Source organism: Rhodococcus sp. JS3073, assembly GCF_026810085.1.
Taxonomy (GTDB): Bacteria; Actinomycetota; Actinomycetes; order Mycobacteriales; family Mycobacteriaceae; genus Rhodococcus_F; species Rhodococcus_F wratislaviensis.
This window is the reverse complement of the sequence record NZ_CP113951.1, coordinates 5,271,904-5,286,854: the sequence shown is the minus strand read 5'-3', so window position 1 is coordinate 5,286,854 and position 14,951 is coordinate 5,271,904. Positions and strand designations below refer to the sequence as shown.

12 protein-coding genes are annotated in these 14,951 nt (G+C 68.6%); 8 read left to right on the top strand and 4 right to left on the bottom strand.

Going from position 1 to position 14,951, the window contains the following annotated elements; all coding sequences use genetic code 11:
* The first annotated feature begins 80 nt into the window (after positions 1-80).
* Complete coding sequence (locus OYT95_RS23815; protein ID WP_235214640.1) at positions 81-1,010, top strand: LysR family transcriptional regulator; 930 nt, start codon at positions 81-83, stop codon at positions 1,008-1,010.
* 9 nt (positions 1,011-1,019) lie between these two features.
* On the opposite strand, the gene OYT95_RS23810 is transcribed toward OYT95_RS23815, so the two are convergent.
* Complete coding sequence (locus OYT95_RS23810; RefSeq protein ID WP_268789273.1) at positions 1,020-1,874, bottom strand: alpha/beta fold hydrolase; 855 nt, start codon at positions 1,872-1,874, stop codon at positions 1,020-1,022.
* Between the two features lie 68 nt (positions 1,875-1,942).
* Here OYT95_RS23810 and OYT95_RS23805 point away from each other — a divergent pair, with 68 nt between their 5' ends.
* The gene (locus tag OYT95_RS23805) at positions 1,943-2,545 is read left to right on the top strand and encodes a CGNR zinc finger domain-containing protein (RefSeq protein WP_268789272.1); all 603 of its coding nucleotides are present in this window, start codon (positions 1,943-1,945) and stop codon (positions 2,543-2,545) included.
* Positions 2,546-2,592: 47 nt separating this feature from the next.
* Here the strand turns inward: OYT95_RS23805 and OYT95_RS23800 are convergent, their stop codons facing one another.
* Genes OYT95_RS23800 through OYT95_RS23790 form a run of 3 tightly spaced genes read right to left on the bottom strand, consistent with a single transcriptional unit; the run spans position 2,593 to position 6,627 of the window.
* Positions 2,593-3,948: a styrene monooxygenase/indole monooxygenase family protein gene (locus OYT95_RS23800; RefSeq protein WP_268789271.1), complete on the bottom strand. Its 1,356-nt coding sequence runs from the start codon at positions 3,946-3,948 to the stop codon at positions 2,593-2,595.
* Positions 3,949-3,976: 28 nt separating this feature from the next.
* On the bottom strand, positions 3,977-5,392 hold the full coding sequence (locus OYT95_RS23795) for an LLM class flavin-dependent oxidoreductase (protein ID WP_268789270.1): 1,416 nt from the start codon (positions 5,390-5,392) through the stop codon (positions 3,977-3,979).
* Positions 5,389-6,627, bottom strand: coding sequence for an acyl-CoA dehydrogenase family protein (locus OYT95_RS23790; RefSeq protein WP_128641090.1), 1,239 nt, complete (start codon positions 6,625-6,627; stop codon positions 5,389-5,391). The genes OYT95_RS23795 and OYT95_RS23790 overlap by 4 nt, the downstream gene beginning before the upstream one ends.
* Positions 6,628-7,448: 821 nt before the next feature.
* On the opposite strand from OYT95_RS23790, the gene OYT95_RS23785 reads away from it, so the two are divergent.
* The 6 genes from OYT95_RS23785 to OYT95_RS23760 are packed head-to-tail and all read left to right on the top strand — an operon-like array spanning position 7,449 to position 14,895.
* Positions 7,449-8,879: an aldehyde dehydrogenase family protein gene (locus tag OYT95_RS23785; protein ID WP_268789269.1), complete on the top strand. Its 1,431-nt coding sequence runs from the start codon at positions 7,449-7,451 to the stop codon at positions 8,877-8,879.
* Between the two features lie 23 nt (positions 8,880-8,902).
* Positions 8,903-10,879 (top strand): 3D-(3,5/4)-trihydroxycyclohexane-1,2-dione acylhydrolase (decyclizing), encoded by a 1,977-nt coding sequence (gene iolD / locus OYT95_RS23780; RefSeq protein ID WP_268789268.1) that lies wholly within the window; start codon positions 8,903-8,905, stop codon positions 10,877-10,879.
* Complete coding sequence (locus OYT95_RS23775) at positions 10,876-11,661, top strand: HpcH/HpaI aldolase family protein (RefSeq protein WP_268789267.1); 786 nt, start codon at positions 10,876-10,878, stop codon at positions 11,659-11,661. The genes iolD and OYT95_RS23775 overlap by 4 nt, the downstream gene beginning before the upstream one ends.
* Positions 11,662-11,716: 55 nt before the next feature.
* Positions 11,717-12,931 (top strand): Gfo/Idh/MocA family protein, encoded by a 1,215-nt coding sequence (locus tag OYT95_RS23770; protein WP_268789266.1) that lies wholly within the window; start codon positions 11,717-11,719, stop codon positions 12,929-12,931.
* Between the two features lie 42 nt (positions 12,932-12,973).
* Positions 12,974-13,906, top strand: a complete 933-nt coding sequence (locus OYT95_RS23765; RefSeq protein ID WP_037237249.1) for an NAD(P)-dependent oxidoreductase — start codon at positions 12,974-12,976, stop codon at positions 13,904-13,906.
* Positions 13,903-14,895 (top strand): Gfo/Idh/MocA family protein, encoded by a 993-nt coding sequence (locus tag OYT95_RS23760; protein ID WP_268789265.1) that lies wholly within the window; start codon positions 13,903-13,905, stop codon positions 14,893-14,895. The genes OYT95_RS23765 and OYT95_RS23760 overlap by 4 nt, the downstream gene beginning before the upstream one ends.
* The last annotated feature ends 56 nt before the right edge of the window (positions 14,896-14,951 follow it).

The window sequence follows — 14,951 nt, the reverse complement described above, 5'->3', positions numbered from 1 at the left end:
CATCTGCGTGGAGATAAGTGTGAAGAGTGCTGCTATAACCGTCCAATATCCATTTCGCAGCAGCCCGATGCCTAGGAGGCATGGTGGAGATTCGTGTGCTTCGATATTTCCTCGCCGTCGTCGACCATGGGTCGGTTACGGCGGCCGCCCGGGCGGTGAGAGTGGCGCAACCCTCGCTCTCCCGGCAACTCCACAATTTGCAGCAGAAGCTGGGTGTCGAGTTGTTTCGGCGCGGACCGGGCGCTTTGCGTCTGAGCGTCGCGGGCGAACGCTTCCTGCCGCTCGCCCGCGACCTCGTGGCGCGGGCCGACCAGGCGAGCTCGGTACTCCGGCACCTCGCCCGCGGCGACGACATTCCGCTGACGATCGCAGCGCCGGCGACCACCATCGCCGACGTCCTCGGACCGTATCTCGCTGGCCGATACCTGCGGTCAGGCCTGAACGACATCATCGAGCGGGATACCCGCACCGTGTACGACGTAGTCCAGCGCGGAGATGCCGACATCGGGATCTCGACGTTCCCACCGCCCGGGTCGATGGAGACCCGGGTAATCGGCCGCGCCCCGGTGTGCGCGCTGACGGCACCCGAACATCCCCTGGCCGGACGGACCCACGTCTTCCTGGCCGACCTCGTTCGAGAGTCGCTCATCCTGATGCAGCGCAACAACGCCGCCCGACTCGCATTCGACACCGCAACCGCCGGCCAAGGCCTCGCCTACGTCGACCCCCGGGTCGTGTCGGTGACGTCTGTGGCCAGAGCACTCGCCGCATCGGGCCAGGGGGTTGCCGTACTGACCGACCAACCCCTCTTCAACCTCGTCCGTGTGCCGATCCGGATCCCCGAGGGCATTCTCGCCGTCACCCTCTATGCGGGCTGGGAGCCCGACCACTTCGCCGCGCCGGCAGTGTCGGCCCTCGTCGATTCGATCTCCGACTACCACCGAAACGTCCTGACGCCGACGGCGGAGATCACCATTACCGACCCGCTGCACACTCCCGACCGACAGTGACACCGGCGCTCACTGCGTGAGGAAGTCGGCGAGAGCCTGCGCCACGAGGTCGGGCTCGTCCTCGGTGAGGAAGTGCCCGGCGCCGGGAACGAACGTTGTTCGCGCCCCGGGGATGCGGCTCGCGAGATCGTCGGCGAACGAACGGTTCAGCCATTCGTCGTCCGCGCCCCACACGATCTGCACCGGCACCTTCACCGTGCCGAGTTCCTCGACGACCTCGGCGGTGTCGCGTTCGTCGAAATAGTGGACCTGGTCGAGGTAACGCTGCTGTCCGGCGGGGCCCGCGAAGGGACCGAGGTAGGCCTCCGCGACGGGCGACGGCAACCGACGACGCGTCGCGGTGTCGAGGTGCGCCTCGATGATGCGCTGGAAGATGTGCGTCGGCATCGTGCGGTACACGTCGAGGTTGCGTTGCATGTGCTGCGCTACCGGCGTCACCCACGGCGAGAGCACGGCCGCGTCGAGGAGGGCGATGCGCCGGACCGGGACTCCCTCGACGAGGTGCGCCCGGAGTACCGCCGCCGCACCGATGTCGTGGCCTACCAGCACGGGCCGGTCGAGTCCCCAGTGCTCGACCAGCCGGGCGAGCACGCGAGCGTGCGTGCGGATCGCCACCGGCTCGCCGGGAACCGCGGGCGAGTCACCGTAGCCCGGGAGGTCCCAGACGTACACCGTGTTCTGCTCGGCGAGGCGGGGAATCACCGCGCGCCACAGATACGACGACGAGGGTGTGCCGTGCACCAGGACGACGGGCGGGCCGTCGCCGAAGACTCCGGCCGCGACGGTGGCGCCGTCCACCGTCACCCGGTCGGGAAGGGGCCACCGGCCGGTGTCGGCCGTGTTGGAGATCTGCTGTCGAGTCATGATCATCCTCCGAGACGTAATGGTTAAACTGGTCCGGTAACCATTACGCTAGACGGAGGATGTAAGTGATGCAACTGACTTTCACCGATTACACCTTCGGGGCATCGGTGGCGACGGCGCTCGTCCTCACCGCCCCGGAGGTGCTCGTCGCGACCGGTGACGCCCTCACCGACGGCGAGTCGCTGCACGCTTTCCTCACCGAGCACGGCATCGCCCCCGGAGACCGGCCTGCGACCGGCACCGATCTGGACGACGTCCGTGCGTTGCGGACACGCGTGCGCGACGTCGTGGCCGCGCCGAACGAGGAGGCGATCGTCGAAGGAGCCAACCAACTCCTGCGCGTGGCCCGCACCGTCCCCTTCCTCGCGCGCCACGACGGCACATGGACGTGGCACCTCGAGACCGCACCCGAGTCGACTCTCGCCGACGACCTGGCCGTCGTCATCGGAACGGGCCTGCTCGGAACCGTGGCTTCACTGGGACCGAGCCGGTTCCGGTCGTGCGAATCCCCTTCGTGCAAAGGAATTTTCGTCGACACCAGCCGGGCGGGCCGGCGCCGGTTCTGCATGCCCCAGGTGTGCGGAAACCGCGTCAACGTGGCGAACTTTCGCGCCCGTCGTCGACGCGAACAGCAGGATCATCCCGGAACCGGCCCCGCAGACGCCGGGTGAGCACGTAGCTCGGCGGCCACGGGTCCGGTGGGAACGCTGGGAGCCGCTCAGACTCGGGCCGCCGGAGACGCGGCGAATCCGGCGCTGGGCGCGAACCGTGCGAGCACGTCCTCGGCCGGTTCCCCGGCCGCCGCGGCGATGAACGCGAGAACGTCCTCCCGGGTGTCGATACCGATCAGGGTGTCGGGTTCGGAGAGGAACCCGAACAGGGCCGCGGCGACGGGTTCGCTCACGGTCGCCGCCGGGAACAGCAATTCGGCGTGGACCGCGTACTTCGGGTCGCCGAGGAACAGCCGGGTGACCTCGGCGGCCGCGTGACCCCTTGTGTTCCAGTGCTTCTCGAACTGCTCGGACAACCAGTCGGCGGTGAACTCGCCGTCGTGCCCGCGGACCGCGTCGACGAGCGCGGCCACCTGCACGGCGGTGTTCTGGGCCCCCTGTCCGGCGAGGGGATCGAACGCGATCGCGGTGTCACCGATCGCCGCGACCACGTGGCCGCTCGTGGTCGTTCCGACTGCGCGGCGCACCGTCGGGGTGACCGCCCCTGTCAGCCACGAGTGCGGGTCGGACTCGATCACCTGCAACCGCTCGATCTCAGGGGCGTCGTGCGGGAAGTAGTCGCGGTAGAAGTCGACAACGGTCTGCCGCGCGGAGTGCACGTCGGTGACCGCGGCGAACCGCTCCTCCCACGGGCTGCCCGGTTTCGCGAAGCCGAGGAAACTCCACGTGGCACCGGCGTCCTTGTGCAGGTACGGGCCGAGCCAGGCCTCACCGAAATCGGTGTGCAGGTTGAAGAGATTGTGCGCGCCGCCCGCATCGGACCGGTAGCCGAAGGTGTCGGGGCCGTGTCCCAGGCCCTGCAACGTCACCAGCAGCAGTCGGCGCTGCGGTTCGCTGTACACGGTCCGTTCGGTGTCCACCGGGAACAGCGTGGACAGCCCGCCCTTTCCGGTCGCCACGAGCGTCAGATCGTGGTCGGCGGCGATCGCGTCGAGGTCGTCGAGGTTCACCGCCCGGACCTCGAAGCGGCCGCCGCGGTCCAGGAACCGGCCGAGCCGGTCGTCGGCCCGCAGTCGCACGTCGACGCCCTGCGCGACGTACCGGAAGTCGGGGTCGAACTCGAGGACGTCGGCGCGGGTGTCGCCCTCTCCCGTGTGCAGACGGGTGCTCATCCCGGTCGAGTGCGGACCGTCGGCGTAGAGGTCCTCGATGATGCGGGCGTCGGCCTCGCGGGACTTGCCGAAGTAGACGGCGGTGCCGGTGGCCGGGACGTCGTTGCGCAGGGCGTCGCGGTCGCGGTCACTGTAGAGGGTGACGGCGAAACCGGCGTCGACGAGGCCGAGCGCGGCGGTGGTGCCGGCCAGTCCGGCTCCGACGACGGCGGCGGTGCGGGGTGTGCTCATGGGTTCTCCCGGTGGTTGTGGTGGTCGTTCAGGTGTTCGTGTACGCGCGGTAGCGGTCGGTCCGCGTCGAGAGGTCGCCGCCGAGTCGGTACCGCGACCCTCGGTGGTCGGTAGGAAGCCCGTCGCCCTTCCCGAACAGCTTGTGGCGCAGGGTTCCGTCGGTGTAACCGGTCGGGTAGGCACCGCGGGCCTGCAGCGCCGGCACGACATGGGTGACGACGTCCTCGAACGATCCCGGCGTGATCGCGTACGCCAGGTTGAACCCGTCGACGTCGGTGTCGGCCACCCACTCCTGCAGCTGCGTCGCGACGGTCTCGCCGGAGCCGACGAACCGCGGCCCGAGACCGCCGATGCTCGCCCACTCCGCGATGTCGCGGACGGTCCACTCGCGGCCGTCGTCGGCGGCCTCCTGGAATGCGGCCACGGCCGACTGGATGGCGTTGCTCTCGACGTTTCCGATCGGGTCGTCGAGGTCGTACCGCGACAGGTCGATCCCCATCCAGCCGGAGGTGAACACCAGGGCGCCCTCGAGGTCCGCGTACCGCCGGTACTCCTCCTGCTTCGCGGCCGCGGCCTCGTCGGTGCTGTCCGTGATGACGGTGGCCAGCGCGTAGATCCGCGCCGAATACGGGTTGCGGCCGGCGTCGACGAGGGCCTGCCGGATCCGTGCGACGGTGTCCTTCAGCACCCGCTTCGACGGCGGCCCCACGAAGATCGCCTCGGCGTTCTCGGCGGCGAACCGGACACCGCGCGGCGACGCCCCCGCCTGGTAGATCACCGGCGACCGCTGCGGCGACGGTTCCGACAGGTGGATGCCCGGGACCGTGAAATGCGTTCCGCGGTGGCCGATGTGGTGCACCTTCTCCGGTTCGACGTACACGCCGCGCTCGGTGTCGCGCACGACGGCGTCGTCCTCCCACGAGCCTTCCCACAGCTTGTAGAGCACCTCGAGGTACTCGTCGGCATGGTCGTACCGGGTGTCGTGGTCGAGTTGGTCGGCGTCACCGAAGTTCCGGGCCGCGGACGGCAGGTAACCCGTCACGACGTTCCACCCGATCCGTCCCCGGGTGAGGTGGTCGAGGGTGGAGAGTCGGCGCGCGAACGGATACGGATGCTCGAATCCCGTCCCCGTGGTGACGCCGAAGCCGAGGTGCTCGGTGACCGCTGCCATGGCCGAGACGAGCAGCACCGGGTCCGCGACCGGGATCTGGGCGCCCTGCCGCAGCGCGGCCTCATCGGTTCCGCCGTAGACGTCGTAGGTGCCGAGCACGTCCGCGATGAACAGGCCGTCGAACAGCCCGCGTTCGAGGAGCCGGGCGAGGTCGGTCCAGTAGCCGAGGTCGGTGTAGCGGTGCGACTGGTCCGCCGGGTGCCGCCACAGTCCCGGCGACTGGTGGGCGACGCAGTTCATGTCGAAGGCGTTGAAACGGATCTGCCGGGTCATGCCGGCGCGCCCGCGTCACGCACGCTCTGCCGCTGCCCGGCGCTCCAGGCGTACGGCAACGGATCACCGTTCAGGACGTACGCCCCCACCGACTGCTGCTTGTAGATCAGAGGGTTGTGCGCCGAAATCGTGCGTGCATTGCGCCAGTGCCGGTCGAGACCGAGTTCCGACGAGGTGACGGACGCACCCCCCACCTCGAACAACTGCGCGGTCGCGTCGAGGACGAGGCCGATCACCACGGACTGCGCGCGGGCTGCAGCCGCCTCGGCGCGGTCCAGGAGTTCAGGGTCCTCACCGCCGGCGTCGAGCAGGTGGTCGAGTTCGTCGGCGACGGCGAGCACGGTCGCGCGGGCGCCGTACGCGGCGGCGGACAGCTTGCCGATCACCTGCTGCACGAGCGGGTCGTGCCGGGGCAGGTCGGCGGCGGCGTGGGTGAACGTGCGGGTACGGGCACGAACCCACTCCGCCGTGTCCGTCTCCGCACGACGGGCGATCCCGGCGAGGACGGCCAATTGCACGAGTTGTAGGTAGGACGTCGCGTAGGTGCGGCCGGGCGCACCGTATCCGGGCCCGAGGATCCGGCCCTCGGGCACCACGACACCCGAGAATGTGGTCGTACCGCTCGCGGTGAGCCGCTGTCCGAAACCGTCCCAGTCGTCGGTCTGTGTCACGCCCGGAGCGTCGGCGTCCACCAGCACCGACACGCGCTCGCCGTCGCGGTCGGCCGCGACGAGGATGTGATCGGCGTAGAGACTGCCCGTGCTGTAGTACTTCACGCCGTCCAGGACCCAGGTGCCGTCGTCGCGGCGGCGCAGCGTCGTCTGGTACCGGTCGGCGGCTCCCACACCGGGTTCGGTGATGGCGTTGCCGACCAGTGTTCCCTCCGCCGCCGCGCGCAGCCACCGCTCACGGGCGTCGGTCGGCTCGGCGAGACGCTGGTCCTCGACGAAGCTCCAGTGCACCCGAAGCGCTTGCGGCAAATTCGATTCCGCGGCAGCCAGATCGATCAGCAGACCGAACAGCTGTCGGACCGACGCACCGAACCCGCCGAACTCGACCGGGACGCGCAGGGCACCGAACCGCGCGTCGCGAAGCAGACCCACCTCGTCGAACGGCAACCTGCGTTCCCGTTCCCGGCCCAGCGCGCCCTCAGCGATCCGGTCGAAGATCGGATGGAACCGATCCTCGAGTTCGCGGTCGGTCACTGCCTCGGCCTCGATCGTTGAACTGCTCACTGCCCTGCTCCTCGGTGCGTCGACGATGTCGACACCACGATGGGCGAACGGGCCGCGTGGGGGCACTACTTACGATCGCACAGAGTCGAACGCGCCCACGGTCGCGGCACGTCGACCAGGATGGGGTCCCAGCCCTCCCCGCAACCGACTTCTTGTTGCAGATGCTGCGAAAAGCGTGAGCGGAAGCTGCCTGGAGCGGCGTGTGCGCCGCATTCTGCGAATAGCGCGGGCCCAGCCACCTGCCTCATAGGCCGAATGACGTTGGCAGTACTCGTTATCGGGCGCGACAATCGTCTCTTCTCACTCGTAGTCGCCAGGTAAGAGCGATCGATACTCGGCGTGAGCCGAGAATCCGGCGGCCAGAGGCGGATCACTATTTGTATGAGGTTTGAGTCTCGATAGTGCCCACAGCGCGTTGAGCCTGGCGCCATGGACGGCAACGTGAGGCCACACTCCTCACGCCGGGTTGATGTGAAGACGACTTGCGTCGCTCGCACACCACGCTGCAAATGATGGATATTTGATGGTTTTTCCGTCTTGATTGAGGCATGGATCACAGCAAGACTGGCAGCATGAGTAAGAGCGATGCTTCACAGGCACGGGGTGCCCGGTCGTTCCCCTCGAGGGGACGGCGCCGACAGAGCCACCTCGATCGGTCGCGGCACACGCGTTGACCGGTTAACCGGGCGTCACCGACACCCTTTCACACATGCCACGGCCGGTCCGGAACCGCCGACGGCACACGATCTTTCGCTTGCAATCACATGCCACCCTCGGCACATGCGGGGGGTGACGACGAACTCGACGTATGGAGTCCTGACATGGATATGTTGCTCGCCGGTGAATGGCGCGGCGCCGCAGACGACCGCACGGAGACCGTCCGGTCACCGTTCGACGGTCATGCGGTGGATACGGTTCCGGTCGCCACTGCCGCCGACGCCGCCGCGGCCCTCGATCGCGCCGAGATCGGCGCACGAGTGTTGCGGTCGATGCCCGCGCACGAACGAGCCGCCGTTCTGATGCGTGCTGCGGATCTGGCCGATCAGCGCGCCGAGGACATCGCGCAGACCATCAGTGCGGAGACCGGCAAGCCGATCAGTGAAGCCCGCGGTGAGGCCGGCCGCTCGGGCAGCATCATCCGGCTGGCAGCCTTCGAGGGCAGCCAGCTCTACGGCTCGTCGTTGCCGCTCGACGCCAATCCCGGAACCGGGCTCGAGAAGATCGGCTTCACCCTGCGCCAGCCCTGCGGCATCGTCGTGGCGATCACCCCGTTCAACTACCCGGCACTGCTGGTGTTGCACAAGATCGCTCCCGCACTCGCCGCGGGTAATTCGGTGGTGCTCAAACCGGCCCGCACCACCCCGCTGACCGCACTGAAGCTGGCCGAGTGCTTCGTCGACGCCGGCCTCGCACCCGAGGCGCTGTCGGTGCTGACCGGGCCGGGCTCCGTGCTCGGTGACGTCCTGGTCACCGACCCCCGGGTGCGCAAGGTGTCCTTCACCGGTTCCACGCAGACCGGCACCCGTCTGGCCTCCATCGCGGGGATCAAGAAGCTGTCCTTGGAGCTGGGCGCGTCCTGCCCGGTGATCGTGCTCCCCGACGCCGACATCGAACTCGCCGCCTCGGCGGTCGCTGCCGGCGGGTACATCAACGCGGGCCAGGTCTGCATCAGCGTGCAACGCGTGATCGTCGACGAACGCGTGGAGGCGGACTTCCTCGACGCCCTCGTCCCGAAGGTCGAAGACATCGTCGTCGGCGATCCCGCGAACGCCGACACCAAGCTCGGTTCGTTGATCTCGGAAACCGAAGCGACACGGGTGCATTCGGCCATCGCCGAGGCTGCCCTGGCCGGCGCGAAGGTCCTCACCGGCGGTGACCGGGACGGCGCCGTCGTCTCCCCGACCGTCGTTGCCGGCGTCGACCCGACCTCCCCCTTCAGCCGCGACGAGTTGTTCGGCCCCGCGGTCGCCGTCTCCTCCGCCCCCGACATCGAATCCGCGATCGCCCTCGCCAACGACAACGAGTACGGCCTCGGCGCCGGACTGTTCACTTCCGACGTCAGCGCGACGACTCGGGCGATGCGGCAGATCGACGCCGGCAACATCCACATCAACTGGACTCCGCTCTGGCGGGCCGACCTGATGCCGTACGGCGGTCTCAAGGGCAGCGGCATCGGCAAGGAAGGTGTCCGGTCCGCGGTCGAGGAAATGACCGAGGAGAAGACCATCATCCTGCACGGCCGACCCTGGTAACCGGTTCCCGCTCACTCACATTCGTGGCACTCACAGAAAACGACGACATGACACCACTGAGCACACACAAGACAGTTCGGCTGACCACGGCCCAGGCGGTCGTGAAATACCTCGCTGCGCAATACTCGGTCGCCGACGGCGACCGGCGCCGCCTGATCCCCGCCGCACTCGGCATCTTCGGTCACGGCAACGTCGCAGGCCTCGGACAGGCCCTCGACGAACTGTCCGACGACCTGCCTTTCATCCAGGGTCGGCACGAGCAGTACCTCGCGCACATCGCCACGGCCTATGCCAAGGCCAGCCGCCGCCGCGCCACCCTCGCCGTGACCGCGTCCATCGGACCGGGTGCGCTGAACCTGGTCACCGCTGCCGGGTTGGCGACGATCAACCGGCTTCCGTTGCTGCTGCTGCCCGGTGACACCTACGCCACCCGCCATCAGGGGCCGGTGCTCCAGCAACTCGAGCATGCCAGCGAAGCCGACCTCACCGTCAACGACACCTTCCGTCCGGTCGCCCGGTTCTTCGACCGCATCACCCGCCCGGAACAATTGCTGACCGCGCTCCCCCAGGCCATGCGGGTGTTGACCAGCCCCACCGACACCGGCGCCGTCGTACTCTCGCTGCCGCAGGACATCCAGTCCCACGCCTTCGACTTCCCGGTCGAGTTCTTCGAACCCCGCGACTGGAAGATCCGCCGCCCGCTGCCCGACCCCGCGGAGGTCGACGCGGTCGCCGCCCAGATCCGCGAGGCGGCGCGTCCGGTGATCATTGCCGGTGGCGGCGTGCACTACTCCGACGCCACCGCGGCACTCGAGGAGCTCGCCGAGCAGGCCGGTATCCCGGTCGTCGAATCGTTCGGCGGCAAGGGCGCGGTCAGCCGCGACGAGTGGTGGCAGCTCGGCGGTGTCGGACTCGAGGGCAACTTCGCCTCCAACATCCTGGTCAAGCAGGCCGACCTCGTGCTCAGCGTCGGGACCCGGCTGACCGACTTCGTCACCGGATCGGAGTCGATCTTCGAGAACGATAACGTCCGGTTCGCGTCCCTCAACGTCGTCGACGGCGACACCCGCAAGCAGGGGGCCACCGGAATCCTCGCCGACGCCCGCCTCGGACTCGAGGCCTTGACCGCCGCGCTCGCCGGGCACACCACCAGCACGGCCTGGCAGGACACCGCGCGGACGGCGAAGGCGGACTGGGCCCCGATCCGGGCGGCCGCTCTCGACCCCGACACCGCGTTCGTCCCGGCCGAGCACCCGCACGCCCCGGTCACCGGTGCCGTGCTCACCCAGCCCCAGCTGATCGGGCTGCTGCAGGAACACGCCCGCGACGGCGACACGATCATCGCCGCGGCCGGTGGCCCGCCCGGCGACCTGCAGAAGGTGTGGGACGCGACCGGGAACCGGCACTGCCACCTCGAGTTCGGGTTCTCCTGCATGGGGTACGAGATTCCCGCCGCGATGGGTGTGCGCCTCGCCGAGGGCAACCAGGGCCAGCGAATCGTCACCTTCATCGGCGACGGCACGTTCCTGATGGCACCCACCGAGCTGGTCACCGCCGCCCAGGAGGGCCTGGACGTGACCATCGTGGTGTCCGAGAACCACGGCTACCAGGTCATCCACCGATTGCAGATGAACCGCAACGGCCGCGAATTCGGCAACGAGTTCCGCTACCGCACCGACGGTGACATCATCGCCGAGACCGGCGAGAAGGCGCGCCTCGAGGGCGACTACCTGAGGGTCGACCTGCGGCAGATCGCCGAAGGACTGGGCGCACAGGCCATCCGCGCCACCACCGCCGCCGAGTTGCGTACCGCCCTCGACGAGACCCGGACCGCGTCCGGCCCGGTCGTGATCGTGGTGCCGACGGTGCCGCACGTGGACCTGCCCGGCGGGGACGTGTGGTGGGACGTCGCACCCGCCGAGGTGTCCGATCAGGAATGGGTGCAGACCCTGCGCGCAGACTACGACAACGCCGTGGGACGGCAGAGGTGGTTCGGATGAGCAACACTCCACTCGACAAGGGCACTCTCCGTCAGCGGTTGGCCGACGGCGAGACCACCGTCGGCACCTTCGTCGGCATGGCGTCCTCGACCGCAGCCGAGGTGTGCGCCGCCGCCGGCGCCGACTGGATCCTCATCGACCTCGAACACGGGTCCGGATCCGAGGACGTATTGCGCGACGGCATCCTCGCCGCCGGCAGCTACGGCGTTCCGACCGTCGTGCGGATCGAATCCGGTGAACGGATCCGGATCGGCCGGGCCCTCGACCAGGGCGCGGCCGGGATCATGGTCCCGCGGCTGGACAAGCCCGACCAGGTCGCCGACGCGGTCACGCACCTGGCGTACCCGCCGCACGGAGACCGCGGGGTCGCCACCTACAACCGCTCCTGCCGGTGGGGCATGGACCGCTCCCCGCTGCTGACGGACGAGCAGTCCGCACTGGGCGTCATCCAGATCGAAACCCTCGCCGCCCTCGACTCGGTCGACGAGATCGCCGCGCAGGACGGGGTCGACGTGCTCTTCGTCGGACCGTTGGACCTGTCCTTCGCCCTCGGGGTGCCCCTGCAGTTCGACAGCCCGGTGTTCACCGCCGCGCTCGGCCGGGTCCTCGAGGCCGCCCACCAGCACGGCAAGACGGCAGGCATTCTCGCCGCGAACGCACCGCTGGCCGCCGGCTACGTCGAACTGGGATTCCGCTTCGTGGCCATCGGCTCCGACTCGACCATGCTCGCCGCCGCCCTGACCGAGGCCTTTGCCACGGCCCGGCCCGAGCAGACCGCCTAGCCCACCCGGGCAGAACCATCTAGCCCACTGGGGCAGAACCGAAAGAGGTAACACCGTGAGCACGACCGCACGCACCGTGGGAGTCGGCCTGATCAGCGTCGGCTGGATGGGACAGCTGCATTCGCGCGCCTACCGCGACGTCCCGATCGTCTACCCCGAACTCGGGATCACCCCGAAGCTCGTGATCGCCGCCGACACCGCACCCAGCCGCGTCGAATTCGCGCAGAACGTCCTCGGTTTCGCCGAGGGCACCACCGACTACCGTGAGGTCCTCGCGCACCCCGACGTCGAGGTCGTGTCCATCTGCGCGCCGAACTTCCTGCACGCCGAAATCGGAATCGCCGCGGCGAAGGCGGGCAAGCACTTCTGGATCGAAAAGCCGGTCGGTCGTAGCTATTCCGAGACCGCCGCGATCGAGGACGCCGCGACCGAGGCCGGAGTCATCACGTCGATCGGTTACAACTACCGGCACGCCCCCGCCGTCGAGCACGCCCGCACGCTGATCGCCGACGGCCGACTCGGCCGCATCACCAACGTGCGCGCCTCCTTCTTCTCCGGCTACGCCAACGAGCCCAATGGTGCGTTGTCGTGGCGGTTCGACCGTGAGCTCGCCGGCTCCGGTGTGCTGGCGGACCTGTTCAGCCACGCCAGCGACCTGTGCCAGTACGTGGTCGGCCCGATCGCGGAGATCAATGCGCTCACCAGCACCGTCTACACCGAACGCCCGAAGCTGGAGATGGGATCGGGCACCCACTTCGCGGTCATCGAGAACGGGGACATGGGGCCGGTGGAGAACGAGGACTACGCCGCGGCGCTGGTGCGATTCGGATCCGAGGGCCCGGGATCGGGTGCGGTGGGCACCATCGAGGCGTCCCGGGTGATCGTGGGCCCCGAGTGCGGTTACCAGATCGAGGTCTACGGCACCGAAGGGTCCGTCAAGTGGGACTTCGAGCGGATGAACGAGCTGAAGGTGTGCCTGGGCCGCGCGAACGCCGAGCAGGGCTACACCACGGTCAACGCCAGCCTGAAGCACGGCGACTACTCCCGCTTCCAGCCCGGCCCCGGCAATGCCCTCGGGTTCGACGACCTCAAGACCATCGAGGCCAAGAAGTTCCTGCTCGCGGTATCCGGTGGACCGCAGGAGAATTCGAACGTTCACGACGCCGTGTCGGCGGCCGCGATCGTCACCGCCGCTGAGGTGTCCGCCGCGAGCGGGCAGTGGCAGAAGCTCGACGATATCGCCGGTACCACCGCCTCCCGCACGGCCTGACCGGTTCCCCGCCCACGACCTTTCGACACTGCAAGGATGCTGATGTCAACCACGACTTCGACCCAACTGTTCGTCGCGCTCGGCCCACTCGACCGGGAGCTCGTCGACCCGTATCTGGAGGCGCACCAGCAACTGATCCTCGACCCTACCGAGGAGCAGTTGGCTGTGGCCGAGGCGGCGATCGTGCGGGCGGCGTTTACCGTCGACGCCGCGCTGCTCGACCGCATGCCGGCGCTGAAGGTGCTCGCCCGCACCGGTGTCGGAACCGACCTCGTCGACGTGGAGGAAGCCGGACGCCGCGGAATCCCGGTGGTGATCACTCCGGGCAGTAACACGGTGTCGGTCGCCGAAGGGGTGTTCGCGCACTTGCTGTCACTGGTCAAGAGACTTCCCACTCTGACCGGTCTGGTCCGGGGCGGGCGGTGGAACGACCGGGGTGCGGTCACGGTCGGTGACCTCGAAGGCGCCACCCTCGGCGTCGTCGGATTCGGGCGGATCGGCCGCAAGGTCGCCCAGATCGCCGAGGCGTTCGACCTACAGGTGCGGGCGTACGATCCGTTCGCCGAGATCCCCGAGGCGTACCGGTGTGCCACCGTGGACGAGGTCCTCCGCTCCAGCGACTTCGTCACCCTGCATGCGCCGCTGACCGCCGAGAACCACCACCTGATCAACGAGTCCCGGTTGGCCCGGATGCGACCGGGGTCGATCCTGGTCAACTGCAGTCGCGGCGCGCTGATCGACCTCGACGCCGCGCACGCGGCGATGCAGTCCGGGCACCTCGCCGGGCTCGGTCTCGACGTGTTCGATCCCGAACCGCCCGCGTATCACCCGGTGTTCGACCACGCCAATACCGTGTTGAGCCCGCACCTGATGGGGTTCACACAGCGGGCGATGGCATTGACGATCCGCGCCGCGGTCGAGGGCGCGATGGCCGTCCTCGACGGCCGCGATCCGGCCGCGGTGGCAGCGTCGTGAGCATTCGGGTGGGGGTGATCGGTGTCGGCGTGATGGGCGCCGATCACGCCCGGACCCTCGCTCGGTCGGTGTCGGGTGCGCAGGTGACGGTGGTGACCGATTACGACGCGGCCCGTGCGGACGCGGTCGCGCAGGAGGTGTCGGCGCGCACCGTCGCGACGGCGACAGAGTTGATCACCGCCCCGGACGTCGATGCGGTGGTGATCGCCTCCCACGACTCCGCCCACGCCGAGCAGGTGGCGCTGTGTCTCGATCACCGCAGGCCGGTGCTGTGTGAGAAGCCGCTGGCCCCGACGCTTGCCGAATGCGTCGACCTGGTCAGCCGCGAAGAGGCTCTGGCACTGGCGAATCCGCTCGTGTCGGTGGGCTTCATGCGACGGTTCCACGCCCCTTACCAGGCCATGGTGCAGGAGATTCGGTCCGGTTCCGTCGGAGCCCCGCTGCTGGTGCGTGCGTCCCACCGCAATGTGACGTCGTATCCGGGTGGCGACTCGGCAAGCACCGTCACCAATTCTGCGATCCATGAAATCGACATCACCCGTTGGCTTCTCGGGTCCGAGATCGTCGAAGTCAGCTGGCATGCGCCGAAGCCCACCTCACTGGACACCTCACGTCACGACCCGCAGATACTGATGCTGCGCACCGCCGACGGTGTGCTGACGGTGGTCGATGTGTTCGTCAATGCCCGATACGGCTACGACGTGCGCTGCGAAGTGGTCGGCGAAACCGGTGCGGTGAGTCTGGCACCGAGCCACGTCCTGACGGTCGACTCGTCGCTGCGTTCGGCGGCGACGTACCCGGAGGATTGGCGGCCGCTGTTCGCCGATGCCTACCGGCGCCAACTGCAGGCGTGGGTCGACGCCCTCACGGCCGAGGTGCCGTCCCCGCTCGCGTCGGCCCGTGACGGGTTGCGGGCCACGCAGGTGGCCGCCGCCCTGATCGACTCGATGAACAACGACGGTGCCACCATCAAGGTCGACTACCACTGATCGTGTTGTGATCCCCTCTGTGATGCATCCCCCGAGCGACGCACCACCACTACCTA